The following is a 25,828-nucleotide window of genomic DNA, read 5'->3' on the forward strand; positions in this document are numbered from 1 at the left end:
AGATGTTTATAAGCGACAGCCTCTACGCCCTCCACCACCGCGACCGCGACCTCACCGACCTCCACCCGGCCCGCGCCTACCGGCGCGGCTGGCGGCTCAACGCGCTCCCCGCCCTGAGACTGTGGACGCCCCTGCTCACCTGGCTCACGGTCATCGCCTTCACCCTCACCCACTTCTCCGCGACCGGCCTGCCGCGCTGGTGGGCGGGGCTGCTCGCGGCGATCGGCCTCGGCTCGCTCCTCTGGGGAGCCCACGCACTCGTCCTGACCTCCCTCTTCAGCTTCCGCACCCGCGACACCGCCCGCCTCGCCGGGTACTTCCTCTTCCGGCACGGCCGCGCCACCCTCGCCACCGCCTCGCTGCTCGTCCTGACTGCCGCGGGGACCGCCCTGCTCACCGAGGCCCTGCCCGCCCTGCTGGCCGCCCCGCTGCTGCTGTCCCTGCTGCACGGCAGCCGCGCGGTCATCGCCGAGACCCAGGAGGACTTCACCGTATGAGTCGCAAGATCCGGTACGGCGGCGACTACAACCCCGAGCAATGGCCGCAGCACATCCGGGACGAGGACCACCGTCTGTTCACCCGGGCCGGTATCGACACCCTCACCGTCGGCGTCTTCTCCTGGTCGCTCACCCAACCCGCCGAGGACACCTACGACTTCACCGTCCTGGACCGCGTCCTGGACCGCGCCGCCGCCGAGGGCCGCCAGGTCTGCCTCGCCACCGGCACCGCGGCCCTCCCGCCGTGGCTCGCCAAGAAGCACCCCGAGGTCAACCGCACCGACTTCGAGGGCCGCCGCCACCGCTACGGCCAGCGCCACAACTTCTGCCCCAGCTCACCGGCGTACCGCCGCCTCTCGACGGCGCTGGCCGCACGCCTGGCCGAACGGTACGCCGAGCACCCCGCGTTGCTCGCCTGGCACATCAACAACGAGTACGGCGGCGTCTGCTACTGCGAGATATGCGCGGAAGCGTTCCGGGACTGGCTGCGCGACAAGTACGGGGACACCCTCGACGCCCTCAACGACGCCTGGTGGACCACCTTCTGGTCGCACCGCTACACCGACTGGTCCGAGATCGAACCCCCCAGCGCCCTCACCGAGCACTGGCGCGGCCCCGACCACACCGCCTTCCAGGGCATCACCCTCGACTACTTCCGCTTCACCACCGACGCCCTGCTCGGCTGCTTCCTCGCCGAGAAGGAGGTGATCCGCGCCCACGACCCGCACACCCCGGTCACCACCAACTTCATGGGCATGTTTCGCCCCCTCGACTACCACCGCTGGGCCCCGCACCTCGACTTCGCCTCCTGGGACAGCTACCCGCCCCTCGACGCCCCGCCGACCCGGCCCGCCCTGGCCCATGACCTGATGCGCGGCCTGAAGGACGGCGCCCCGTTCTGGCTGATGGAGCAGACCCCGTCCACGACCGCGTGCCGGGACGTCAACCCCCTGCGACGGCCGGGGGAGTTGAGGCTCGCCACCTTCCAGGCCGTCGCCCACGGCGCCGACGCCGCCCTCTACTTCCAGCTGCGCGCCTCCCGCGGCGCCTGCGAGAAGTACCACGGCGCGGTCATCGGACACGCGGGCCGCGACGACACCCGGGTCTTCCGCGAAGTGGCCGCACTGGGAGCGGAGTTGGCGGCCCTGGGTGACGCCACGCTCGGCGCCCGCACCCCCGCCCGCACCGCCCTGCTCTTCGACTGGGACAGCTGGTGGGCCCTGGAGATCTCCGACGGGCCCTCCCGGCTGGTCAAGTACCAGGACGTCGTCCACGCCTACTACCGCGCCGCCCGCGAGGCCGGTGCCGACGTGGACGTCGTCCCGCAGACCGCCGACCTGACCTCGTACGACGTTGTCCTCGCCCCCGTCCTGCACCTGGTCAAGGGCGACCTCGCCGAGCGCCTCGAAGCGGTCGCCGCACGCGGCGGCACGGTCCTGACCACGTTCCTCTCAGGGCGCGGCGACGAGCACGACCGGGCGTTCCTCACCGACGTACCAGGACCCCTCGCTCCCCTGACGGGCATACGGATCGACGAATGGGACTCCCGGCCACCGGAGTTCACCCAGCCCGTACCCGAGCTGGGCTCGCAGGCCCGCCTCGTCTTCGAGATCGTCCGGCTGCGCGGCGCCGAGCCCGTCGCCACCTACGGCACCGACTTCTACGCGGGCACCCCGGCCGTCACCCGCAACGCGTTCGGAGACGGCGAGGCCTGGTACGTGGCCACCGCCCTCGACCAGCCCGGCGTCGACGAGGTGGTCCGCCGCGTCCTCGCCCGCCACGACCTGCTCGGCCCCTACGCCGACCACCCGGGCGTCGAGACCGCGACCCGGATCACCCCCGACGGCACCCGCCTCCTCTTCCTCCTCAACCACACCCCCGAACCGGCCCACCTCACCGCCCGCACCACCGCCACCGACCTGCTCACCGGCAAGCGGACCGAGGAGGGCGACCCCCTGACCCTCGACCCGCTGGGCACGGTGATCCTGCGGACCGCGTAGCCGCGGCTAGGGGATCCGGCGCCCCCGGGCGTCCGGCACACCGGACTTCCGGAAGAAGTAGCTGTTGATCTGATCGCGCCACTCGCGGGCACTGCGGAGCTGCTCCTCGAACCGTTCCGCCACCCGCGAGTGGCGTTCGGCGTCCACCAGGCCCACGAGCGAGTCCCACACCCGCCGGGCGGCCTCCGCCTCCTCCACGCCCTCGAAGTGAGTGTCGTAGATGTGCTGGATCACGGTCCTGCCGCTGTGCAGCACATGCCCGTACGGCACATGGTGGAAGAACAGCAGCAGCTCGTCCGGACAGGTCTCCGGCGACTCGTACACCTCGGCCCAGGGCTTGGCGTACTGCGCCGCGTACCCCGTCCCGGTCGCCGCGCTCCGGTCCACGCCGACGCCGTCCCGGTCGGCGAAGTGGTAGGTCCCCCACGGGCTGTACTCGTATCCGTCCACGCCCGGCCCGTAGTGGTGACCGGGCTGCACCATGAAACCGACCCCGAGCGGCGCGGTGTACTTCTCGTACGTGCGCCACGACCCCTCCAGCACCGCGCGCACCCCCGCCGCCGGCTCCGTCCCGAAGGTGAGCCGGATCCACTCGTCGAGGATCTCCAGCGGGTCCGCGTCGGGCTGCCAGGCCAGCCGGCCGAAGGTGTAGAGGTTCGCCTGGGCCAGCGGATGCCCGGTCCAGAACGGGTCGTCACCGACGTTGGAGACGGCGACCAACCCGCCGCGCGCCAATTCCCCGACAGAAGACCCCGGTTCGGGCCGGAACCGCAGCACCTCGCTCCACATCGGCCCCAGCCAGCACACATGCCGCTGCTGCCCGGTGTACTCCTGCGTCGCCTGCAACTCCACCGCGAGCCGGGTGCCGGGCATCGCGCCGATCAGCGGTGAGACCGGCTCCCGTACCTGGAAGTCCATCGGCCCGTGCTTGACCTGGAGCACGGCGTTCGACGCGAACTCCCCGTCCAGCGGCACGAAATGGTCGTACGCGGCCCGCGCCCGGTCCGTCGTCCGGTCCCGCCAGTCCTGCCGGTGGTCGTAGACGAAGGCCCGCCAGTGGACCGTGCCGCCGTACGGCTCCAGTGCGGCAGCCAGCATGTTCGCCCCGTCGGCGTGCGAGCGGCCGTAGGCGAAGGGCCCCGGTTGGCCCTCCGAGTCGGCCTTCACCACGTACCCGCCGAAGTCCGGTACCGCCTCGTACACGCGCCCGGTCACCTCGGCCCACCACGCCCGCACCTCCTCGTCGAGCGGATCGGCCGTCGCGAGCCCGCCGAGCACGACCGGCGCGGCGAAGCTCACGGACAGATGCGTCCGGATCCCGTACTCCCTGAACGCGCCCGCGAGCGCGGCGACTTCACCGATCCGGTCGGTCAGCAGATGGGCCTCGGCCTCGTGCACGTTGACGTTGTTCACGGCCACGGCGTTGATCCCGCAGGAGGCGAGCAGCCTGCCGTACGCCAGGACCCGCTCCAGATCCCCGCGCGCCCGCCCGTCCTGCCAGAACAGCGAGCCGCCCGCGTATCCGCGCTCCACCTGGCCCATCACCGGGTGCACGGACACGTTGTCCCAGTGGTCCAGCATGCGCAGCGCCGACTCGGGCCGGTGTGTGAGACGTTCGCAGGAGCCCTCGAAGGCCGCCTCCCCGAGCCGTACGACATGGAAGAAGCCGTGGAGCAACCCGGCCCCGCCGGACGCCGTGACGGTCGTACGGCCGTCACGGCGTCCGTATGTGAACGCCTCGCTCCCGTCCTCGCCGGTCAGCTCCAGCACCAGGTCGCAGTCGCCGTCCGGTACGACACTTCCCCCGAACCGTGCGCAGGACCGTGCCACTTCACGGCGGACTGTCTCCACCAGAGGACCCGCGCCACGGATGAGTGTCCGCCGGGTGCCGACCCGCCGGAACACCCCGTCCGGCAGCCAGGCGGCATCGACACCCCGCATGAGACCTCAACTCCCTTGCTCAGCCCAGCAGTTCGACCTCGGATACGGTTGCCTCGCCGTCCAGCACGAGGCGGTACCTCTCGTACGTACCCGGCGACCCCACCGTGAACGCGCGTGTCTGTCTGTCCCAGGCGAAGGATTCACCGGACCGCTCGTCCAGCGTCTTCCACCCGGTCCCGTCGGCAGACCCCTGGAGTACCCAACCCGTGGGCGCCTTCGTGCGGTCCACGGGCGAGGTGAGTGTGTACTGCACCCCCTTGACCCCCTCGGTGACCGGCAACTCGACTGAGGACACCGCGACTTCGGTCGCCGACGTGTTGTCGAACAGCCCGCCCCCGCCCTTGAGCACATCCGCCCGGGGCGTCGGCACCTTGTCGTCCTGGGTGATCGACACCGGCGCCGCGTTCTTGCCGGTGCCCCAGGACGAGGGCCGCGGACCCATGTCGAAGGTCAGTGTGCCGCCCTTGGAGATCAGCGAGTGCGGAAGCGAAGTCGACGTCCAGGCCTTCCCGTTGACCTTCAGACCCTGCACATACACATTGCGGGTGCTGTTCTTCGGCGCCTGGACGACGAGGTCCCGTCCGTTCTCCAGATGCACCGTCGCCTTCGTGAACAGCGGTGAGCCGATCGCGTACTCGCCACTGCCCATCACCAGCGGATAGAAGCCCAGTGCGGAGAAGAGGAACCACGCCGACTGCTCGCCGTTGTCCTCGTCGCCGTGATAGCCCTGCCCGATCGCACTGCCGGTGTACAGCCGGGACAGCACCTCACGGACGTTGCGCTGGGTCTTCCACGGCTGACCCGCCGCGTCGTACATGTAGTTGACGTGGTGGGCGACCTGGTTGGAGTGCCCGTACATGCCCATGCGGACGTCCCGTGCCTCCGTCATCTCGTGGATGACCCCGCCGTAGGAGCCGACGAAGTCCGGCGAGGCCGTCTCCGGTGTGGCGAAGTACTCGTCGAGCTTGTCGGCGAGCCTGCTACGGCCGCCGTACAGGTTGGCCAGGCCCCGGCTGTCCTGCGGGGCGGTGAAGGCGTATCCCCAGCCATTGGTCTCCGTGTAGTCGTAGCCCCAGACGCGGGGGTCGTACTTCGACGACTCCACACGCCAGTCACCGCTGGGATCCCGCCCCTGGAAGAAGCCGGCCCGGGAATCGAAGAGGTTCACGTACTCGCGGGCCCGGTTGAGGAAGTACTCCGACTCCTCCGCGTACCGCTTCTCACCCGTCCTGCCGTACAGCGCCTGTCCCATCCGCGCGATGCCGTAGTCGTTCAGATAGCCCTCCAGTGCCCAGGACAGGCCCTCGTGCGTCCCGGTGCTGGTGTAGCCGAGGAACGGGGAGGTCTCCATCCCCTTGCGGCCCACGCCCGACGTCGGCGGCACGACGGTCGCGTTCTTCACGGCCGCCTCGTACGCCGACCTTGCGTCGAAGTCGACACCCTTGACGTACGCGTCCGCGAAGGCGACGTCCGAGGAGGTGCCGGTCATCAGGTCCGCGTAGCCGGGGGAGGACCAGCGCGAGGTCCATCCGCCGTCCTTGTACTGCTGCACGAACCCGTCGGCCATCTCACCCGCCTGAGAGGGCGTCAGCAGCGAGTACGCGGGCCATGTCGTCCGGTAGGTGTCCCAGAAGCCGTTGTTGACGTACACCTTGCCGTCGACGATCTTCGCCCCGGTGTGGGTGGGGGTGTCGGGACCCGGCATCGGAGAGAACGGCGAGGCGTACCGGTACGTCGAACCGACCTTCTCGAAGCCGGAGTTGGGGTACAGGTACAGCCGGTACAGGCTGGAGTACAGCGTGGTCAGCTGGTCCCCGGTGGCGCCCTCGACCTCGACCTTGCCGAGCAGCCGGTCCCACTGCCGCTGGGCACGCGACTTCACCGTCTCGAAGGAGGTGCCGTCGGGGATCTCCTGGCGCAGGTTGTCCTTGGCCTGGTCGACGCTGATGAGCGAGGTCGCCAGCCGCAGGGTGACCGTGGCGGCGTCGAAGCGCAGATACCCCTTGACCCCGCTGGAGTCGCCCTCGACCACGGGCTTGTCGAAGACCCCGTAGACGAACAGCCGGGTCGCCCCCGTCGACAGCCCGGACTTCACGTCCGAGTACCCGGTGACGGTCCCGTTCTGCTTGTCGAGTGTCAGCCCCGCCTGGTCCGTCACGTTGTCGAAGAGGACACTCGCCTTGTCACCGGGGTAGGTGAAGCGCAGCGCCGCCGCATGGTCGGTCGGCGCCATCTCCGCCTTCAGCCCGTTCTCGAACCGCACGCCGTAGTAGTACGGCCGCGCGGTCTCGTTCTCGTGCCGGAAGGCCAGCTCCCGCGCCTCGCGGCCGGTGTCCGGGACGCCGGCGGCCACGGACGGCATCACCTGGAAGGTCTGCCGGTCGCCCATCCAGGGGCTCGGCTCGTGGCTCGCGCTGAACGCCTGGATGGTCGGCTGGTTGTCGTCGTTGTTGGCCCGCGCGTAGTCGTAGAGCCAACTGAGTGATCCGGCGTTGGTGACCGGCGTCCAGAAGTTGAAGCCATGGGGCACGGCGGTCGCGGGGAAGTTGTTGCCGCGGGAGAAGGCTCCGCTGGAGTTGGTGCCGCGGGTCGTGAGCGCGTAGTCGGACAGATGGGCCTTCGGTTTCTCGGGCGCCACGGGTTCGATCCGTACGTCGTCCAGCCAGCCGCGGAACTTCGCCGGGCCGCCGGGGGAGTCGTACGCCACCAGGATCCGGTCGACCGTCTTCCCGGCCGCCACCGACCCGATCCGCGAGGCCACGTCGTTCCACTGGTTGACGTACAGCACCTTCGCGGCGCCCTGCCCCCGCGGCGACAGCTCGAAGCCGTGCTGGTCACGGGCGCCGAGGCCGCTCAGATACGTGCCGTCCGTGAAGGCCAGGTCCACCGCCACGTTCGTCGCCGCGTAGTCCCGGTCGCCGTCCGCCATCGACGGGAAGACCCGGTACGCCAGCCGGGTGTCCCGGCCGACGGCCACGTTCACGTCGTAGACCTTGTTGTACGAGTACGCCCGCCCGTCCGCCGTGTGCCGCCCGGCGTACCGCAGCGCCCGCTTCCCGGTGAAGCCGGCCCGCGCCTTCGCGGTGGGGGAGCCGTTCGGGCCGCGGTCGACCAGGGAGAGCATGTCGGGCGGTACGGGCCCGTTGCCGCCGCCCGTGGAGAACTGCACGTCGGCGAGTTGCAGGATGTCCGGGGCACCGTTGTTCGCGGTGACGTCGAGACGGAAGTGCCGGTACTCGGCCGGCTCCGCGAGGTCGTAGGACTTCGTCTGGAAGCGCTCCGGGAAGGACTCCCCGGAGCGGGTGTCGAGGGTCTTCCAGTCCTTGCCGTCCGCCGAGCCCCGAAGGGTCCAGTCCCTGGGGTCGCGCTCGTCGTGGTCGTTGGCCGAGACGAGGGCGTACGTCACGATCTTCCTGGGCTTGTCCAGGTCGAACTCCACCCAGCCGGTGGGCTGGAACGCCAGCCACTTGGTGCCCGGCTCGCCGTCGGCGAGGTTGTCCTTCACCTCGCCGCCGGAGGTGTTCTCGGCGCTCGCGCGGACGTCCGTGACACGGTCGGTCACATTGCCCGGGATACCGCTGCTGTAGCCGCCGTCGACGCCCGAGGCGCGCTCCACCGTGTCGGTCCAGTCCGGAACCGGATCATCCGGTTCGAAGGACGACGTGAACTCCCGGTCGGCGGCGGGCGCCTCCGGCAGGGCGACCGCCGCCCCCTGGGAACCCATGGCCAAAGCGAAGGCGGTCGTGAGAACGACCGCCGGACCTCGTCTGTACCGAGCTCTGTGCCGCATGCGCCAGCACCCTCCTGCCATCGCGGACAACGTTGTCAACTTCGATGCGCAAGGATCAGTTGTGGCCCAAGTGGTCGGCGGTGTCAAGGGTGTTGGGTGTGGCATTCGGGCGCAATGCCGGGGATATTTCCGTCAGTCGGTGCACAGCCCGCACATATTTCCGGGAGGTCTCAACTCGGAAAAGACCCATGGCCAACCTTGCATTCGATCTTGCTCCGTTGGCGGGAAGTGGACTATACCTGTCGGCGATTCACCCGATCCGTTCGACCCACGCGGGTCGAGTGTTTCCGTACGATCCGCACTTCCTGCACGACCCAGCATGACCCGATCGCGGTGCCCGGGAGGATCCGGTTCACCGCCTGAGTCCTGGAGAAGGCGAGGACTTGAGCATGGGATCCACTTCCGCCGAGAACAGCAGCAAAGGCTCCGTCGACCGCCGCGATCTGATCAAGCGGTCCGCCGCGCTCGGTCTGATCACCGTACCTACCATGAGCTTCCTCTCCGCGTGCGCCAGCGGCGGCGGGGACGACACCTCCGACAACGACGCCGAGGGCAAGACCTCCAAGTCGAACCCCTTCGGCGTGAAGGACGGCAGCAAGCTCGACGTCGTCATCTTCAAGGGCGGCTACGGCGACGACTACGCCAAGGCCTGGGAGGCGAGCTTCAAGAAGAAGTGGGGCGTCACCTCCGTCCACACCGGCACCCAGGAGATCACCGGCAAGCTCCAGCCCCGCTTCAACGCGGGCAACCCGCCGGACATCGTGGACGACTCCGGCGCCCAGCAGATCCCGATCGACGTGCTGTACAAGAACGGCCAGCTGCTCGACCTCGCCGCGGTCCTGGACGCCCCGTCGATCGACGACCCGGCCAAGAAGGTCCGCGACACCCTGATCCCCGGCACCCTCGACGCGGGCATGCAGGGCGGCAAGGTCGTCGCCCTGAACTACATCTACACGGTGTGGGGCCTGTGGTACTCCGGCAAGCTCTTCAAGGAGAAGGGCTGGACGGAGCCCAAGACCTGGGACGAGTTCCTCGCCATCTGCAAGGACGCCAAGTCCCAGGGCATCGGCGGCCTCGCCCACCAGGGCAAGTACCCGTACTACATCAACGTCGCGATCATGGACCTGATCGCCAAGACCGGCGGCCTGGACGCCATGAAGGCGATCGACAACCTCGAACCCAACGCGTTCGTGGGCTCCGCGGCCGCGAAGGCGGCTGTCGAGGCGATCTACGAGGTCGTCGAGAAGGGCTACTTGATGCCCGGAACGAACGGCCTGACGCACACCGAGTCCCAGACCCGGTGGAACCAGTACAAGGCGGTGTTCATCACCAGCGGCTCGTGGCTGGAGAACGAGCAGCTCAAGACGACGCCGTCGGACTTCGACATGAAGTTCCTGCCGATGCCGACGCTGCCCGGCAGCAAGCTGCCCTTCCAGGCGATCCGGGCCGGTTCCGGCGAGCCCTTCATCATCCCGGCCAAGGCCAAGAACCTGCCCGCGGCCAAGGAGTTCGTGCGGATGATGCTGTCCAAGGAGTGGTCGACGACGTTCGCCAAGGAGGCGAACTCGCTGACCATCGTCAAGGACGGGGTCGACACCGGGGTCCAGCTGCGGCCGGGCACCCAGTCGACGGTCGAGGCGTCCAAGGCGGCCGGGGACGACACCTTCCGTTACCTGTACACCGAGTGGTACAGCGAGATGGGTACGGCCATCGAGAACGCGTCCAACGAGCTGATGGCCAAGCGGATCCAGCCGGCGGAGTGGCTGAAGCGGGCCCAGGCCGCCGTCGACAAGCAGGCCAAGGACCCGGACTCCAAGAAGAACCACCGGGACTAGATCACCCGGTGCCCCGCGCCCCCGGAAAGGGGCGCGGGCGTACCGCCGGGAGACCAGGGGCAGGAAACGCCAATGCGCAAAGGGCAGTACCGGTTCGTCGCGGGATTTCTGTTCGCTCCCGTGGCGCTCTATGTGATCTTCGTGATCTGGCCGTACATCCAGACGTTCGGCTATTCGCTGACCGACTGGAAGGGTCAGTCGCAGACCTTCAAATTCGTCGGCCTGGACAACTACAAGGCGCTGTTCCAGGACGACATCTTCATGGGGGCGATCTGGCACAACATCCTGTTCCTGATCTTCATCCCGCTGGTCACGATTCTGCTCGCGCTGTTCTTCGCCTTCATGCTCAACGTGGGCGGGCGCAGCAGGGCCGGCGGGGTCGCGGGGGTCGCCGGATCCAAGTACTACAAGATCATCTACTTCTTCCCGCAGGTGCTGTCGCTGGCGATCATGGCGGTGCTGTTCGGAGCCGTCTACCGCAGTGACGGCGGCGGCATGCTCAACGGGCTCCTCATCAAGCTGGGCCTGGTCGACGCCCAGAGCCCCATCGAGTGGCTCAACGAACCCGACCTCGTGCTGTGGGCGCTGCTCGTGGTGGTCGTCTGGCACGGCGTCGGCTTCTACCTCGTGCTGTTCTCCGCGGCCATGCAGTCCATCCCGAAGGACATCTACGAGGCCGCGCTCATCGACGGTGCCGGCCGCTCGCAGTCGTTCTTCCGCATCACGCTGCCGCTGCTGTGGGAGTCCGTGCAGACCGCCTGGGTCTATCTCGGCATCGCGGCGATGGACATGTTCATCCTGGTCTCCACGATGACCTCCGGCGACTACGGAGGCGGGCCCGACCACCACAGCGAGGTCATGGCGACCGTGATGATGCGCAACTTCCTGCTGTACGGCAAGAGCGGGTACGCCTGCGCCATGGGCGTGGTCATGCTCGTTCTCACCCTGATCGTGTCCGTGTTCACGTTGCGCGCCACCCGCCGCGACCGCGTCGAGTTCTGAGCGGGGAGAGTAGACGACCCATGAGCGCACCCCTCAAGGAGACCGCCGCCTCGGGCGGCTCGATCCCCGCCCAGCCCTCGGTCGGCAAGACCCCGGCCGACCCCGGTGACCAGCGTGGTGAAGGCGTCGTGCTGAACGTCTTCTCGCACGGCTTCCTCGCCCTGTGGGCGCTGCTGATCGTGCTGCCGCTGCTGTGGCTGGTGCTGAGTTCCTTCAGGACCGATGCCCAGATCGGCGGTTCGGCCTTCGGCTGGCCGCAGAACTGGTCGCTGGACGTCTTCTCCCGTGCCTGGGACAAGGGCATCGGCGACTACTTCGTCAACACCGTCATCGTGCTGGTCTTCTCGGTGCCGCTGACGATGCTGTTCGGCTCGATGGCGGCGTACGTGCTGGCCCGCTACGAGTTCTGGGGCAACCGGTTCCTGTACTACTTCTTCGTGGCCGGCGCGATGTTCCCGGTGTTCCTCGCCCTCGTCCCGCTGTTCTTCATGGTCAAACGGCTGGACATGCTGAACACCTACCAGGGTCTGATCCTGGTGTACGTCGCCTACTCGATGCCGTTCACGGTGTTCTTCATGCACGCCTTCTTCCGGACCCTGCCGACGGCGGTCTTCGAGGCGGCGATCCTGGACGGGGCCTCGCACACCCGGACGTTCTTCCAGGTGATGCTGCCGATGGCGAAGGCGGGCCTGCTCAGTGTCGGCATCTTCAACACCCTCGGCCAGTGGAACCAGTTCATCCTGCCGACGGTCCTCATGCAGCCGCAGAGCGGTGACGATCCCGAGCGTTATGTCCTCACCCAGGGGCTCATCCAGCTCCAGCAGCAGCAGGGGTACGCCTCCGATCTTCCGGTCCTCTTCGCGGGCGTGACCATCGCGATGATCCCGATGCTGGTCGTGTACCTGTCCTTCCAGCGTCAGGTGCAGGCGGGACTGACATCTGCGACCTTGAAGTAAAGCGCGCGTAGCGCTCCGGAACCGACCGTGCGCACGCCGTTCCCCGCCCTGGGAGCGGCGTACGCACGCGTGCGCCGCGCCGCGGATACTGTTCAACCTCTTGACGGAAGGCGACCCGAACGGCTCAGCTTAGAGTTCACTAGTTGGACATAGACGGGGCCTCATCGAAGCGGTCCCGCGCGCAGGAGGTCGTCGTGGAGACTCCGGGGTCGCAGTCGTCGCTGCACCGAGCCAACCTGGAACGGGTCGTCCGGGCCGTCCGGCTGGCCGGGTCGCTCACCCAGGCGGAGATCGCCCGGACCACCGGTCTGTCCGCGGCGACCGTGTCCAATATCGTCCGTGAGCTCAAGGACGGCGGAACCGTCGAGGTCACGCCCACGTCGGCGGGCGGCAGGCGGGCCCGCAGCGTGTCGCTGAGCGGGGACGCCGGCATCGTGATCGGTGTCGATTTCGGCCATACGCACCTACGGGTCGCGGTCGGCAACCTCGCCCACCAGGTGCTGGCCGAGGAGTCCGAGCCGCTGGACGTGGACGCCTCCTCGACACAGGGCTTCGACCGGGCGGAAGAGCTGGTCAACCGCCTGATCGCGGCGACCGGCGTCGACCGCTCCAAGATCGCCGGGGTGGGCCTGGGCGTCCCCGGACCGATCGATCTGGAGTCCGGTTCCCTGGGCTCCTCCGCGATCCTGCCGGGGTGGATCGGCACCAAGCCCGCCGAGGAGCTGGGGGGCCGTCTGGGCGTCCCCGTGCACGTCGACAACGACGCCAACCTGGGCGCCCTCGGCGAGATGGTCTGGGGGGCCGGCAGGGGCGCGAGAGACCTGGCGTACATCAAGGTCGCCAGCGGTGTCGGCGCCGGACTGGTCATCAGCGGCAAGATCTACCGGGGCCCGGGTGGCACAGCGGGAGAAATCGGGCATATTACTCTTGATGAGTCCGGCCCGGTCTGCCGCTGTGGAAACCGTGGCTGCCTGGAGACCTTCGCGGCGGCGCGCTATGTGCTGCCGCTCCTCCAGTCCAGTCACGGCACCGACCTGACGATGGAAGGCGTCGTGCGGCTGGCCAGGGACGGAGACCCGGGTTGCCGTCGGGTGATCGCCGACGTCGGCCGACACATCGGCAGTGGAGTAGCCAACCTTTGCAATCTCTTGAATCCGAGCAGGGTGGTACTCGGCGGTGATCTCGCCGAGGCCGGTGAGCTGGTGCTCGGCCCCATCAGGGAGTCCGTGGGCCGCTACGCCATCCCCAGCGCGGCACGTCAACTCTCCGTTCTCCCCGGGGCACTTGGGGGCCGTGCGGAGGTGCTCGGAGCGCTCGCTCTCGCACTCAGCGAGATGGGTGATTCGACACTTTTGGACGGCACGCTGCATGCAGCAGCCCCTGCCTTCACTTAGAGAACGAAACCCGCCGTTGCCAACCCGTTAAGTATTTACTTCTTGACGTCGCACGTACGGCCGAGTTGACTTCCAGCCACCTCGGCCGCAACGACGCGGCCTCGTCAGGGAGGTTTCTGAAGTGAACACGCTTATGCGTCGTGCGGCCGTACCCGTTCTGGTCTCGGCTCTTGCTCTCTCCGCCGCCGCCTGTGGCAAGGCCGGAGACGACGACAACGACAGTGGCAGCAGCAGCTCCGACAACAAGTCGATCGGCCTGCTCCTGCCCGACAGTGTCACCACGCGTTACGAGCAGTTCGACCGGCCGTTCTTCGAGGCCAAGGTCAAGGAGCTGTGTGACGACTGCACGGTCTCCTACAACAACGCCGGCGCCGACGCCGCCAAGCAGGCCCAGCAGGTCAGCACCATGGTCACCAAGGGCGTGAAGGTCATCGTGATCTCCGCCCAGGACTCGGCCGCCATCAAGTCCTCGATCGACGCCGCGGTCAAGAAGGGCGTCAAGGTCATCGCGTACGACCGTCTGGCCCAGGGCCCGGTCTCCGCGTACGTCTCCTTCGACAACGAGAAGGTCGGCCAGCTCCAGGGCCAGGCCCTCCTCGACTCGCTCGGCGACAAGGCGACCACCAAGTCCAACGTCGTCATGATCAACGGCGACGACGCCGACCCGAACGCCGCGCTGTTCAAGAAGGGCGCCCACAGCGTCCTCGACGGCAAGGTCAAGATCGCCTACGAGCAGTCCGGCCTGTGGAAGGACTCCGTCGCCGCGCAGAAGATGAAGGCGGCGATCACCCAGCTCGGCAAGAAGAACATCGCCGGCGTCTACGCCGCCAACGACGGCATGGCCGGTGGTATCGCCACCACCCTGAAGGGCGCCGGCATCTCCGGCATCCCGCTGACGGGCCAGGACGCCGAGCTCGCCGGTATCCAGCGCATCGTCGCCGGTACGCAGTCCAGCACGGTCTACAAGGCCTTCAAGCCCGAGGCCGACGCCGCCGCCCAGCTCGCGGTCAACCTGCTCGAGGGCAAGAGCATCGACTCCCTCGCCACGACGACCATGACCAACGGCTCCGGCGACAAGGTTCCGTCGCAGCTGCTGACCCCGGTCTCCGTGACCGTGGACAACATCGCCGACACGGTCGTCAAGGACAAGCTGTACACCGTCGACCAGATCTGCACCGCCGAGTACGCCGCGGCGTGCAAGAAGGCCGGTCTGCAGTAATCACCGCACCGAGGGCGTGCCACTGATCCGGCACGCCCTCCTGGCAGGTACAGGCCCCTCCGGCGCCCGCCCCGCTTTTCATACCCCGCTGCGGGACGGGCGCCGGACGGAAGCATGGCGAGCGCGCCCGTTGCCAACCGGCACGGGCTGCGCGCAAGTTCATCAGTAAGTCGGTGCCCCCTTCGGCACCCCCCTCCGCGCTCTCACCCCAAGCGCGGCATCCCCGCCGGTCAGGCGGCGAAGGAGATGGTTCACGTGTCCGCTACGCCCGTGCTGGCGTTGCGCGGAGTCTCCAAGCGATTCGGTGCTGTGCAGGCACTCACCGACGTCGAGCTGGAGGTCCACGCCGGAGAAGTAGTCGCCCTGGTCGGCGACAACGGCGCAGGAAAGTCCACGCTGGTCAAGACGATTGCCGGCGTCCACCCCATCGATGAGGGCGTCATCGAGTGGGACGGCAAGCCGGTCAGCATCAACAAGCCGCACGACGCCCAGGGACTCGGCGTCGCGACGGTCTACCAGGACCTCGCGCTGTGCGACAACCTCGACGTGGTCGGCAACCTCTACCTCGGACGCGAGCTGCTGCACCGCGGCGTCATCGACGAGGTCACGATGGAGCAGAAGGCACGCGAGCTGCTGTCCACGCTCTCCATCCGCATCCCGAGCGTGCGCATCCCGATCGCGAGCCTCTCCGGCGGCCAGCGCCAGGTCGTCGCCATCGCGCGCGCCCTGATCGGTGACCCCAAGGTCGTCATCCTCGACGAGCCCACCGCCGCCCTCGGTGTCGAGCAGACCGCACAGGTCCTCGACCTCGTCGAGCGGCTGCGCGAGCGCAACCTCGGCGTCATCCTCATCAGCCACAACATGGCCGACGTGAAGGCTGTCGCCGACACCGTCGCCGTGCTGCGCCTGGGTAAGAACAACGGCTCCTTCTCCGTGAAGGACACCACCCACGAAGAGATCATCGCCGCCATCACGGGTGCCACGGAGAACGCCGTGACCCGTCGTGCGGGGCGTCGCAGCACGGAGGCGGCCAAGTGAGCGACACGTCGAAGGTAGAGAAGTCGGACGGCGTGGTCGAGGGACAGACCACCGTGGCCCCCGCCGACGACCCCACGGCCGCGCCGGTCGCCGTCGTCGACCCGCGTCTGCTGGTCCGCGAAGAGGGCCTCAAGGGCTACTGGACCGAGTTCAAGCGCAAGGTGAAGGGCGGCGAGCTCGGCCAGCTGCCCGTCGTCGTCGGCCTCATCGTCATCTGGACGATCTTCCAGCTGAAGAACGACCTGTTCCTGAGCGCGGACAACCTGTCCAGCATCAGCTACTTCCTCTCGGCCACCGGCATGCTCGCCATCGGCCTGGTGTTCGTGCTGCTGCTCGGTGAGATCGACCTGTCCGTCGGCTCGGTGAGCGGTCTGGCCTCCACGATCTTCGCGGTGTTCGTGGTCACCCACGGCATGAACGAGTGGCTGGCCCTCGTCCTGGCCATCCTCACCGGCGTGGGCATCGGTGTCCTGCACGGCTGGTTCTTCGCCAAGATCGGTGTGCCGGCGTTCGTCGTCACCCTGGCCGGCTTCCTCGGCTGGAACGGTCTGATGCTGTGGCTGCTGGGCGACAGCGGCACGATCAACATCCCGGACGACAGCGGCCCGGTCCACATCCTCGGGCAGGGCTCCTTCTTCATGGACCAGGCCATCATCGGTGCCTACCTGCTGGCGGGTCTCGGTGTGGCGTCCATGCTCGTGGGCTCGCTGATGGAGCAGCGCCGCCGCAAGGCCGCGGGTGTGCCGTTCCGTCCGACCAGCGAGATCCTGCTGCGCGTCGGTCTCCTCGCCGTGGCGTCCTTCGCCGCCGCGGCCGTGCTGAACAACGCCGCGGGCGTCTCCAACTCCCTGGTGATCTTCCTCGCGGCGCTGGTGATCGTGGACTTCGTGCTGCGGCGCACCACGTTCGGCCGCAAGGTCTTCGCGGTCGGCGGCGGTATCGAGGCGGCCCGCCGTGCCGGTATCAACGTGGCGGCGATCCGGATCTCGGTCTTCGCCATCGCGGGTGGCTTCGCCGCGATCGGCGGTATGTTCTTCGCCGGTCAGACGGCGTCCGCGACGCTGAACGCGGGTGGCGGCAACACCCTGATGCTGGCCATCGCGGCCGCGGTCATCGGTGGTACGTCGCTGTTCGGCGGTCGTGGCACGGTGTGGTCCGCGCTCCTCGGCATGCTGGTCATCCAGTCGATCCAGACCGGTCTGGACCTGCTGAACATGAACACGTCGATCCAGTACATGATCACCGGCGGTGTGCTGCTCGGTGCGGTCGTCATCGACTCCGTCTCCCGCAAGAGCCAGAAGGCGGCGGGACGCGGCTAGCACGGTACGACGCTGACAGGAGCCCGGCGCCTCACAGGTGCCGGGCTTCTTCATGTCGTAGGAACGGGTGATCTTGGGTACAGCCGATCGCGTGACGTATGACGCACCTCCCGAGCGCCGTCCGCAAAGGCGGAACATTAGACTCGACAAGCCCGGCAACAGCTCTACTGCAAGGAGGCACGGGTGCCGCTGCTGACCCGCATCAGGGGACCGCGCGATCTGGACCGGCTCAGCCTGGAGCAGCTGGACCAGCTGGCAGAGGAGATCCGGACCTTCCTCGTCGACGCCGTCTCCAAGACCGGCGGCCACCTCGGCCCGAACCTCGGCGTGGTCGAGCTCACCATCGCCCTGCACCGTGTCTTCGACTCACCGAAGGACAAGGTGCTCTGGGACACCGGACACCAGTCCTATGTCCACAAGCTGCTCACCGGCCGCCAGGACTTCTCGAAGCTGAAGATGAAGGGCGGCCTGTCCGGCTACCCCTCGCAGGCCGAGTCCGAGCACGACGTGATCGAGAACAGCCACGCCTCGACCGTCCTCGGCTGGGCCGACGGCCTCGCGAAAGCCAATCAGATCCAGAAACGCGACGACCATGTGGTCGCCGTGATCGGAGACGGTGCCCTCACCGGCGGGATGGCCTGGGAGGCGCTGAACAACATCGCCGACGCCAAGGACCGCCCCCTGGTCATCGTCGTCAACGACAACGAGCGCTCCTACGCGCCGACCATCGGCGGCCTCGCCAACCACCTGGCGACCCTGCGCACCACCGACGGCTACGAGCGCTTCCTGGCCCGCGGCAAGGACCTCCTGGAGCGCACCCCGGTCGTCGGCAAGCCCCTCTACGAGACCCTCCACGGGGCCAAGAAGGGCCTCAAGGACTTCATCGCGCCCCAGGGCATGTTCGAGGACCTCGGCCTCAAGTACGTCGGCCCCATCGACGGCCACGACATCGAGGCGATGGAGTCCGCGCTGGCCCGCGCCAAGCGCTTCGGCGGCCCGGTGATCGTCCACGTCCTCACCGAGAAGGGCCGCGGCTACCAGCCGGCCCTCCAGGACGAGGCCGACCGCTTCCACGGCATCGGCCCCATCCACCCCGACACCGGCCTGCCCATCAAGGCCTCCGGCGCCGACTGGACCTCCGTCTTCGGCGACGAGATGGTCGAGCTCGGCAAGGAGCGCAAGGACATCGTCGCCATCACGGCCGCGATGCTCCAGCCGGTCGGCCTGAAGAAGTTCGCGGACACCTTCCCGGACCGGATCTACGACGTCGGCATCGCCGAGCAGCACGCCGCCGTCTCCGCGGCCGGCCTCGCGGCCGGGGGAGTGCACCCCGTCTTCGCCGTCTACGCGACCTTCCTCAACCGCGCCTTCGACCAGGTCCTCATGGACGTCGCCCTGCACAAGTGCGGTGTGACCTTCGTGCTCGACCGGGCCGGCGTCACCGGCACCGACGGCGCCTCCCACAACGGCATGTGGGACATGTCGATCCTCCAGGTCGTCCCGGGCCTCAGGCTCGCCGCGCCACGCGACGCCGACCAGGTCCGGGCGCAGCTGCGCGAGGCCGTGAAGGTCGACGACGCGCCGACCGTCGTACGGTTCTCGAAGGGCGCCGTGGGCCCCGCGGTACCGGCTGTCGGACGGGTCGGCGGCATGGACGTACTGCGCGAGCCGGGGACGGACACCCCCGACGTGCTCCTCGTCTCCGTCGGCGCCCTGGCGCCCATGTGCCTGGAGATCGCCTCGCTCCTCGACAAGCAGGGCATCACCACCACCGTCGTCGACCCGCGCTGGGTCAAGCCCGTCGACGAGGCCATGGCCCCGCTCGCCGAGCGCCACCGCGTCGTCGTCACCGTCGAGGACAACTCCCGGGTCGGCGGCGTCGGCTCGGCGATCGCCCAGGCCCTGCGCGACGCCGACGTCGACGTCCCGCTGCGCGACTTCGGCATCCCGCCCCGCTTCCTCGACCACGCCTCCCGTGCCGAGGTCATGGCGGAGATCGGTCTGACCGCCCCGGACATCGCCCGTCAGGTCACCGGTCTGGTCTCCAAGCTGGACGGAAAGTACAGCGGCGCGGCGGCCGAACCGGAGCCCGCGCGCGACTGACCCGTACGACCGGATGGGCCGGTTCCACCACCGCGAAGGGTGGTGGAACCGGCCCATTTGCGTGAATCACCACGCGCCGGGGCATACGCAGTACGCCCCCTCTCGATCATGTCGAGGACGACACAGCGTGGGAGGTACGCCCGTGAGCAGCACACTCTTCCGGACGAAGAGAGTCGAGCAGTCCATCCTCGATACCGAGGAGCCGGAGCACGCGCTGAAGAAATCCCTGTCGGCGCTCGATCTGACGGTCTTCGGCGTCGGTGTCATCATCGGCACCGGCATCTTCGTCCTCACCGGCACGGTGGCCAGGAACAACGCCGGCCCCGCCGTCGCCCTGGCCTTCGTCGTGGCCGGCGTCGTCTGCGCGCTCGCCGCGCTCTGCTACGCCGAGTTCGCCTCCACCGTCCCGGTGGCCGGCTCCGCGTACACCTTCTCGTACGCCTCCCTCGGGGAACTGCCCGCCTGGATCATCGGCTGGGACCTGGTCCTGGAGTTCGCGCTCGGCACGGCGGTGGTGGCCGTCGGCTGGTCCGGGTACATCGCCTCACTGCTGGACAACGCGGGCTGGCATCTGCCGGCGGCGCTCAGCGGCCGGGACGGCGCCGACGGCTTCGGCTTCGACATCCTCGCCGCCGCGCTGGTCCTGGTGCTCACCGGCATCCTCGTCCTCGGTACGAAGCTCTCCGCCCGGGTCACCTCGCTCGTCGTCGCCATCAAGGTGACGGTCGTCCTGACCGTGATCATCGCGGGCGCCTTCTTCATCAAGGGCGACAACTACGACCCGTTCATCCCCAAGGCGCAGAGCGTGGAAGCGGGCGGGGACCTCCAAGCCCCGCTCATCCAGCTGATGTTCGGCTGGGCGCCCTCCAACTTCGGCGTGATGGGCATCTTCACCGCCGCCTCCGTCGTCTTCTTCGCCTTCATCGGCTTCGACGTCGTGGCCACCGCCGCCGAGGAGACCAGGAACCCCCAACGGGACATGCCCCGCGGCATCATCGGCTCCCTCATCATCTGCACGGTCCTCTACGTCGCCGTGTCGATCGTGGTGACCGGCATGCAGCACTACAGCGAACTGTCCATCACCGCACCGCTCGCCGACGCCTTCAAGGCCACCGGGCATCCCTGGTTCGCCGGCTTCATCAGCTTCGGCGCCGCGGTCGGCCTGACGACGGTCTGCATGATCCTGCTGCTCGGCCAGACCCGGGTGTTCTTCGCGATGAGCCGCGACGGCCTGCTGCCCCGCTTCTTCTCCCACGTCCACCCGCGGTTCCGGACCCCGCACCGGCCGACGATCCTGCTCGGCGTGATCATCGCGATCGTCGCCGGCTTCACCCCGCTCAGCGAACTCGCCGAACTGGTCAACATCGGCACCCTGTTCGCCTTCGTGGTGGTGGCGATCGGCGTGATCATCCTGCGCCGCACCCGCCCCGACCTGCCCCGCGCCTTCCGCACCCCGTGGGTGCCGGTCCTGCCGGTCCTGTCGGTGCTCGCCTCGCTGTGGCTGATGCTGAACCTGCCGGCCGAGACCTGGCTGCGGTTCGCCCTCTGGATGGTCCTCGGCTTCGTCGTGTACTTCCTCTACGGCCGCTCCCACAGCCGCCTCGGACAGGAGCAGGCGGCGGCAGAGCGGGGCGTCGAGCCGCCGAACGGCAGCGCGCGGTAACCCCGTTCAGGGGCGGACGGTGCGCGGCCCCGCCACCTCCGCCCCCAACTCCGTGACCCGCCGCCGCAGTTCACGATCGGCGGTGACGACCAGAACGCGGCGCCCGGACGCCTCGGCGACCAGCTCGACCATCCGGTCGTCCCCGCTGCCGGGCGCCGCGTCGACCCGTACCCCGGGCACGGACTCCACACCCCGGGCGGCCCCCTCGACCACGAGGACGAGCTCCACGGGCCCGCCGTGCCCCGGCACCCCGTCCGCCGCCAGCCGGTCCCGCAACCGCTCCGCGGCCCCCCGACGGTCCCGCCACCACCCGTCGGGCACCGACCCGACGACGTTCGCGGCATCGACGATCACGAGGAGCGGGGCTTCGGCGTTCATGCGGCCAGGGTGTCACGACCGGGGCCACTACCCGGGGGTGACCAGGCAGGGCTCAAGGGCCCCCGCATAGAGTGAACCGGTGAACGGCGACTGGCTCCTCCGCGGCCGCGACGGCCGGCTCAGCGTCTATCTGCCGTCCGGCGAGTCCGTACTGTGCCGGGCCGAGCAAGGACCCGGCGGCTCCTGGGAAGCGGCCCCGCGCAAGGTCGGCGGCGACCAGAAACTCCGCCCGGGCCTCGCGATCGGCCAGGGCGGCGACGGTTACGCCCATCTCGTCTCCTGGCGGCCCACCAAACCCGGCGAGTCCGGGCTCGTGCACTCCACGCACTACCGCCCACGTCTCGCCGCCCTCGACTGGACGCCCATCGGCCACCCGAACAGGACGGGGGACCGCACCGGCACGCCCGCCGTCGCGGTCGACGCCGAGGGCCGGGCCCATGTCTTCGTCCGCAACAAGGGCGGCGGGGTGAGCATGGTCGCCCAGAAGGAGAAGGGCGGCTGGGACCCGTGGCGGGACCTCAAGGGACGTGACGTACAGGAGGACCTGGCGGCGGTGACGGGCGAGTCGGGGTGCGTGGAGCTGTACGCGGCCGTCCCCGGCGGTGTCCTGTACTGGCGCCAGGAGAAGCCGGGCACCCCACCCGCCCTGCTGGAGGAGCTGGAGACCCCGGTCCGCCCGGGCACCCTCCGCGCCCTGTCGACCTCCTCGGAGCACACCACCCTCTTCTACACCGACGACTCCGGCGACCTGTGCGCCTGGCGCCCCGGCAGCAAGCCCCTGGCCCTCCTCGCCTCGGCCGGCCCCGGCCCGGCCTGTGCCGTCCGCTGCGAACTCGACGGCCACGACTGCACCTTGCTCGCCCAACGCTCCGCCAGCGGCCGCGTGGCCTTCGCCGCATACCCGACCGAACAGGAGTCGGCGGGCGCGTGGTGGACGGAGTCGGGCCCGGCGCTCCCGGCCGACGCGGGGGTGTCACTGGCGACGGACGAGAACGGCGGGGTGGTGGCGGCGACGTCGTCCCCGGCGAGCGGCCAACTCCTGTTCACACGACGCAAGGACGAGCCGGGCCTGGCCCTGGAGGCTTGGCGAGCGGTCTAAGGGGCGCGGGGAACCGCGCAATCTTTTGAGGGGGTCTGGGGGCACAAAGCCCCCAGGGATGGGAAGGGAAGGGGCGGAGGGGGCGAAAGAAGCCTTTGTCCCGCCCGAACACAGGGTGCCCCGCACACCGAAACGGCATGCGGGGCACTCGGCGTTCACAGCGGAGCGTTTACGCCGGGACGCTCGCCACGCCCGGTGCCAGGAACTTCTTGCCGTTGACCCGCTCGGAGACACCCTCGCGGTCCAGGTACGGCGTGATGCCGCCCAGGTGGAAGGGCCAGCCGGCGCCCGTGATCAGGCAGAGGTCGATGTCCTGGGCCTCGGCGACGACACCCTCGTCGAGCATGAGCCCGATCTCCTGGGCGACGGCGTCGAGGACACGGGCGCGGACCTGCTCCTCGGTGAGGACGGTGTCGCCCTGCTTGAGGAGCGCGGCGACCTCCGGGTCCAGCTCCGGCTTGCCGGAGTCGTACACGTAGAAGCCGCGCTTGCCCGCCTTGACGACGGCCGCGAGGTTCGGGGAGACCGTGAAGCGGTCCGGGAAGGCCCGGTTGAGGGTCTCCGAGACGTGCAGACCGATCGCGGGACCGACCAGTTCGAGGAGGACCAGCGGCGACATCGGCAGACCCAGCGGCTCGACCGCCTTCTCCGCGACCTCGACGGACGTGCCCTCGTCGATGACGTTCTGGATCTCGCCCATGAAGCGGGTGAGGATGCGGTTCACGACGAACGCCGGGGCGTCCTTGGTGAGGACCGCGGTCTTCTTCAGCTTCTTGGCGACGGCGAACGCCGTGGCCAGCGAGGCGTCGTCGGTCTGCTCGCCGCGGACGATCTCCAGGAGCGGGAGGATCGCGACCGGGTTGAAGAAGTGGAAGCCCACGACCCGCTCGGGGTTCTTGAGCTTGGACGCCATCTCCGAGACGGAGAGCGAGGAGGTGTTCGTCGCGAAGATCGCGTGCGCCGGGGCGACCGCCTCGACCTCCGCGAACACCTGCTGCTTGACGCCGATCTCCTCGAAGACGGCCTCGATGACGAAGTCGGCGTCGGAGAAGCCCTCGGCCTTGTCCAGCACACCGGTGACCAGGGCCTTGAGGCGGTTGGCCTTGTCCTGGTTGATACGGCCCTTGCCGAGCAGCTTCTCGATCTCGGTGTGGACGTAGCCCACACCCTTGTCGACGCGCTCCTGGTCGATGTCCGTGAGGACGACCGGGACCTCCAGGCGGCGCAGGAACAGCAGCGCGAGCTGCGAGGCCATCAGGCCCGCGCCCACGACACCGACCTTGGTGACCGGACGCGCCAGCGACTTGTCCGGCGCACCGGCCGGACGCTTGCCGCGCTTCTGCACCAGGTTGAAGGCGTAGATGCCGGAGCGCAGTTCGCCACCCATGATCAGGTCGGCGAGGGCGATGTCCTCGGCGTCGTAGCCCTGCTGGAGGTCGCCGTTCTTGGCGGCGGCGATGATGTCAAGGGCGCGGTAGGCGGCCGGGGCCGCGCCGTGCACCTTGGAGTCGGCGACGAACCGGCCGCGCGCGACGGCCTGGTCCCAGGCCTCACCGCGGTCGATGACGGGACGCTCGACCTTGACGTCGCCCTGCAGCACCTGGGCGGTCCAGAGCAGCGACTGCTCCAGGAAGTCCGCACCCTCGAAGAGGGCGTCGGCGATGCCCAGGTCGAAGACCTGCTGGCCCTTGAGCTGCTTGTTCTGGTTGAGGCTGTTCTCGATGATCACCGAGACGGCCTTGTCGGCGCCGATCAGGTTCGGCAGGATCGTGCAGCCGCCCCAGCCGGGCACCAGACCGAGGAAGACCTCGGGCAGCGAGAAGGCGGGCAGCGCCTTGGAGACCGTGCGGTACTCGCAGTGCAGACCGACCTCGACGCCACCGCCCATCGCGGCACCGTTGTAGTACGCGAAGGTCGGGACCGCGATCCCGGCGAGGCGCTTGAAGACCTCGTGGCCGCCCTTGCCGATGGCGAGCGCGTCCTTGTGCTCCTTGAGGAGCTCGACACCCTTGAGGTCGGCGCCGACCGCGAAGATGAACGGCTTGCCGGTGATGCCGACGCCGACGATGTCGCCGGCCGCGGCCTCCGCCTCGACCTGGTCGATGGCGGCGTCGAGGTTCGCCAGCGACTGCGGGCCGAAGGTGGTCGGCTTGGTGTGGTCGAAGCCGTTGTCCAGCGTGATGAGCGCGAAGCGCCCGGCGCCGAACGGCAGGTCGAGGTGGCGTACGTGCGCGGACGTCACGACCTCGTCGGGGAACAGCTCGGCCGCACCCTTGAGGAGCTCAGCGGTGGTGCTCACTTGTCGCCTCCGGCGTCCTTGTGGTTCGGGTTCTCCCAGATCACCGTCGCGCCCATGCCGAAGCCGACGCACATGGTGGTCAGGCCGTAACGGACCTCCGGCTGCTCCTCGAACTGACGGGCGAGCTGCGTCATCAGACGCACACCCGAGGAGGCCAGCGGGTGACCGAAGGCGATGGCGCCGCCGTACTGGTTGACGCGCGCGTCGTCGTCGGCGATGCCGTAGTGCTCAAGGAAGGCCAGCACCTGCACGGCGAAGGCCTCGTTGATCTCGAACAGGCCGATGTCCTCGATGGACAGCCCCGCCTGCGCGAGCGCCTTCTCGGTGGCCGGGATCGGGCCGTAGCCCATGACCTCCGGCTCCACACCCACGAAGGAGTAGGAGACCAGGCGCATCTTCACCGGGAGGTTGTTCTCGCGGGCGAAGTCCTCGGACGCGATGAGCGAGGCGGTGGCACCGTCGTTGAGACCGGCGGCGTTGCCCGCGGTCACGCGGCCGTGGACGCGGAACGGCGTCTTCAGACCGGACAGGTTCTCCAGCGTCGTGCCCGGGCGCATCGGCTCGTCGGCGGTGACCAGGCCCCAGCCCGTCTCACCGGCCTCCGCGTTCGTCCGGCGCACCGAGATCGGGACCAGGTCGGCCTGGATCTTGCCGTTGGCGTACGCCTTGGCGGCCTTCTCCTGCGAGCGCACGGCGTATTCGTCGGCGCGCTGCTTGGTGATCGTCGGGTAGCGGTCGTGCAGGTTCTCGGCGGTCATGCCCATGAAGAGAGCCGACTCGTCGACGAGCTTCTCGCTCACGAACCGCGGGTTGGGGTCCACGCCCTCGCCCATGGGGTGGCGGCCCATGTGCTCGACGCCGCCGGCGATGGCGATGTCGTAGGCGCCGAAGGCGACCGAACCGGCGACCGCGGTCACGGCGGTCAGGGCGCCGGCACACATGCGGTCGATGGAGTAGCCCGGGACGGACTGCGGCAGACCGGCCAGGATTCCGGCGGTACGGCCGATGGTCAGACCCTGGTCACCGATCTGCGTGGTCGCGGCGATGGCGACCTCGTCGATCTTCTTCGGGTCCAGACCCGGGTTGCGGCGCAGCAGCTCCCGGATCGCCTTCACGACGAGGTCGTCGGCGCGGGTCTCGTGGTAGATGCCCTTCGGGCCCGCCTTGCCGAACGGGGTGCGGACGCCGTCGACGAAGACGACGTCCCTGACGGTACGAGGCACGATGGCTCTCCTCCAGATGCGGGATGGCACTGCTGCACTGCGTAAGCGCTGAGCGCGCGCTCAGGCCCATGC

The 25,828-nt window shown here is 68.9% G+C and carries 16 protein-coding genes and 1 pseudogene; 12 read left to right on the forward strand and 5 right to left on the reverse strand.

The window, feature by feature from the left end; genetic code table 11:
• Positions 1 to 497: pseudogene (locus HLK59_RS21815) on the forward strand (hypothetical protein); the annotation flags it as partial.
• On the forward strand, positions 494 to 2,497 hold the full coding sequence (locus HLK59_RS21820; RefSeq protein ID WP_171143181.1) for a beta-galactosidase: 2,004 nt from the start codon (positions 494 to 496) through the stop codon (positions 2,495 to 2,497). The pseudogene HLK59_RS21815 and the gene HLK59_RS21820, both read left to right, overlap by 4 nt.
• 6 nt (positions 2,498 to 2,503) lie before the next feature.
• Here the strand turns inward: HLK59_RS21820 and HLK59_RS21825 are convergent, their stop codons facing one another.
• Together HLK59_RS21825 and HLK59_RS21830 are read right to left on the reverse strand one after the other, a co-directional pair.
• Positions 2,504 to 4,438: an alpha-glucuronidase gene (locus tag HLK59_RS21825; protein WP_171143182.1), complete on the reverse strand. Its 1,935-nt coding sequence runs from the start codon at positions 4,436 to 4,438 to the stop codon at positions 2,504 to 2,506.
• 19 nt (positions 4,439 to 4,457) lie between these two features.
• The gene (locus HLK59_RS21830; protein WP_171143183.1) at positions 4,458 to 8,228 is read right to left on the reverse strand and encodes a GH92 family glycosyl hydrolase; all 3,771 of its coding nucleotides are present in this window, start codon (positions 8,226 to 8,228) and stop codon (positions 4,458 to 4,460) included.
• Between the two features lie 389 nt (positions 8,229 to 8,617).
• On the opposite strand from HLK59_RS21830, the gene ngcE reads away from it, so the two are divergent.
• From ngcE to HLK59_RS21875, 9 genes are all read left to right on the forward strand, one after another.
• Positions 8,618 to 10,063: an N-acetylglucosamine/diacetylchitobiose ABC transporter substrate-binding protein gene (ngcE, locus tag HLK59_RS21835; protein WP_171143184.1), complete on the forward strand. Its 1,446-nt coding sequence runs from the start codon at positions 8,618 to 8,620 to the stop codon at positions 10,061 to 10,063.
• A gap of 72 nt (positions 10,064 to 10,135) precedes the next feature.
• The gene (locus tag HLK59_RS21840; protein ID WP_046259985.1) at positions 10,136 to 11,065 is read left to right on the forward strand and encodes a sugar ABC transporter permease; all 930 of its coding nucleotides are present in this window, start codon (positions 10,136 to 10,138) and stop codon (positions 11,063 to 11,065) included.
• Between the two features lie 20 nt (positions 11,066 to 11,085).
• Positions 11,086 to 12,021 (forward strand): carbohydrate ABC transporter permease, encoded by a 936-nt coding sequence (locus tag HLK59_RS21845; RefSeq protein ID WP_171143185.1) that lies wholly within the window; start codon positions 11,086 to 11,088, stop codon positions 12,019 to 12,021.
• Between the two features lie 194 nt (positions 12,022 to 12,215).
• Positions 12,216 to 13,415 (forward strand): ROK family transcriptional regulator, encoded by a 1,200-nt coding sequence (locus HLK59_RS21850; RefSeq protein ID WP_171143186.1) that lies wholly within the window; start codon positions 12,216 to 12,218, stop codon positions 13,413 to 13,415.
• A 133-nt stretch (positions 13,416 to 13,548) separates the two neighbouring features.
• Entirely contained in the window at positions 13,549 to 14,634 is a 1,086-nt protein-coding gene (locus tag HLK59_RS21855; protein ID WP_171143210.1) for a substrate-binding domain-containing protein, read from the forward strand.
• Positions 14,635 to 14,880: 246 nt separating this feature from the next.
• Positions 14,881 to 15,672 carry an ATP-binding cassette domain-containing protein gene (locus HLK59_RS21860; RefSeq protein WP_046259989.1) on the forward strand — a complete coding sequence of 264 codons (792 nt, stop codon included), beginning with the start codon at positions 14,881 to 14,883 and terminating at the stop codon, positions 15,670 to 15,672.
• Entirely contained in the window at positions 15,669 to 16,991 is a 1,323-nt protein-coding gene (locus tag HLK59_RS21865; RefSeq protein WP_171143187.1) for a sugar ABC transporter permease, read from the forward strand. Before HLK59_RS21860 ends, HLK59_RS21865 begins: the two co-directional genes overlap by 4 nt.
• 183 nt (positions 16,992 to 17,174) lie before the next feature.
• Entirely contained in the window at positions 17,175 to 19,094 is a 1,920-nt protein-coding gene (gene dxs, locus HLK59_RS21870) for a 1-deoxy-D-xylulose-5-phosphate synthase (RefSeq protein ID WP_171143188.1), read from the forward strand.
• Between the two features lie 142 nt (positions 19,095 to 19,236).
• The gene (locus tag HLK59_RS21875) at positions 19,237 to 20,757 is read left to right on the forward strand and encodes an amino acid permease (RefSeq protein ID WP_171143189.1); all 1,521 of its coding nucleotides are present in this window, start codon (positions 19,237 to 19,239) and stop codon (positions 20,755 to 20,757) included.
• Between the two features lie 6 nt (positions 20,758 to 20,763).
• On the opposite strand, the gene HLK59_RS21880 is transcribed toward HLK59_RS21875, so the two are convergent.
• Complete coding sequence (locus HLK59_RS21880) at positions 20,764 to 21,135, reverse strand: NTP pyrophosphohydrolase (protein WP_171143190.1); 372 nt, start codon at positions 21,133 to 21,135, stop codon at positions 20,764 to 20,766.
• A gap of 79 nt (positions 21,136 to 21,214) precedes the next feature.
• Here HLK59_RS21880 and HLK59_RS21885 point away from each other — a divergent pair, with 79 nt between their 5' ends.
• On the forward strand, positions 21,215 to 22,234 hold the full coding sequence (locus HLK59_RS21885; RefSeq protein WP_171143191.1) for a hypothetical protein: 1,020 nt from the start codon (positions 21,215 to 21,217) through the stop codon (positions 22,232 to 22,234).
• A gap of 169 nt (positions 22,235 to 22,403) precedes the next feature.
• On the opposite strand, the gene HLK59_RS21890 is transcribed toward HLK59_RS21885, so the two are convergent.
• A complete protein-coding gene (locus HLK59_RS21890; RefSeq protein ID WP_171143192.1) occupies positions 22,404 to 24,533 on the reverse strand; it encodes a 3-hydroxyacyl-CoA dehydrogenase NAD-binding domain-containing protein in 2,130 nt (709 codons plus the stop codon).
• Positions 24,530 to 25,756 carry an acetyl-CoA C-acyltransferase gene (locus HLK59_RS21895; RefSeq protein ID WP_171143193.1) on the reverse strand — a complete coding sequence of 409 codons (1,227 nt, stop codon included), beginning with the start codon at positions 25,754 to 25,756 and terminating at the stop codon, positions 24,530 to 24,532. Before HLK59_RS21895 ends, HLK59_RS21890 begins: the two co-directional genes overlap by 4 nt.
• Positions 25,757 to 25,828 lie beyond the last annotated feature (72 nt).

It is taken from the genome of Streptomyces sp. S3(2020) (assembly GCF_013044505.1).
Taxonomy (GTDB): Bacteria; Actinomycetota; Actinomycetes; order Streptomycetales; family Streptomycetaceae; genus Streptomyces.

What these genes read in the sequence shown, in the direction of transcription:
- ngcE (WP_171143184.1), top strand. Translation starts at nt 8,618, where the DNA reads ATGGGATCCACTTCCGCCGAGAACAGCAGCAAAGGCTCCGTCGACCGC.
- HLK59_RS21880 (WP_171143190.1), bottom strand. Translation starts at nt 21,135, where the DNA reads ATGAACGCCGAAGCCCCGCTCCTCGTGATCGTCGATGCCGCGAACGTC.
- HLK59_RS21845 (WP_171143185.1), top strand. Translation starts at nt 11,086, where the DNA reads ATGAGCGCACCCCTCAAGGAGACCGCCGCCTCGGGCGGCTCGATCCCC.
- HLK59_RS21820 (WP_171143181.1), top strand. Translation starts at nt 494, where the DNA reads ATGAGTCGCAAGATCCGGTACGGCGGCGACTACAACCCCGAGCAATGG.
- HLK59_RS21855 (WP_171143210.1), top strand. Translation starts at nt 13,549, where the DNA reads ATGCGTCGTGCGGCCGTACCCGTTCTGGTCTCGGCTCTTGCTCTCTCC.
- HLK59_RS21825 (WP_171143182.1), bottom strand. Translation starts at nt 4,438, where the DNA reads ATGCGGGGTGTCGATGCCGCCTGGCTGCCGGACGGGGTGTTCCGGCGG.
- HLK59_RS21830 (WP_171143183.1), bottom strand. Translation starts at nt 8,228, where the DNA reads ATGCGGCACAGAGCTCGGTACAGACGAGGTCCGGCGGTCGTTCTCACG.
- HLK59_RS21840 (WP_046259985.1), top strand. Translation starts at nt 10,136, where the DNA reads ATGCGCAAAGGGCAGTACCGGTTCGTCGCGGGATTTCTGTTCGCTCCC.
- HLK59_RS21860 (WP_046259989.1), top strand. Translation starts at nt 14,881, where the DNA reads ATGGTTCACGTGTCCGCTACGCCCGTGCTGGCGTTGCGCGGAGTCTCC.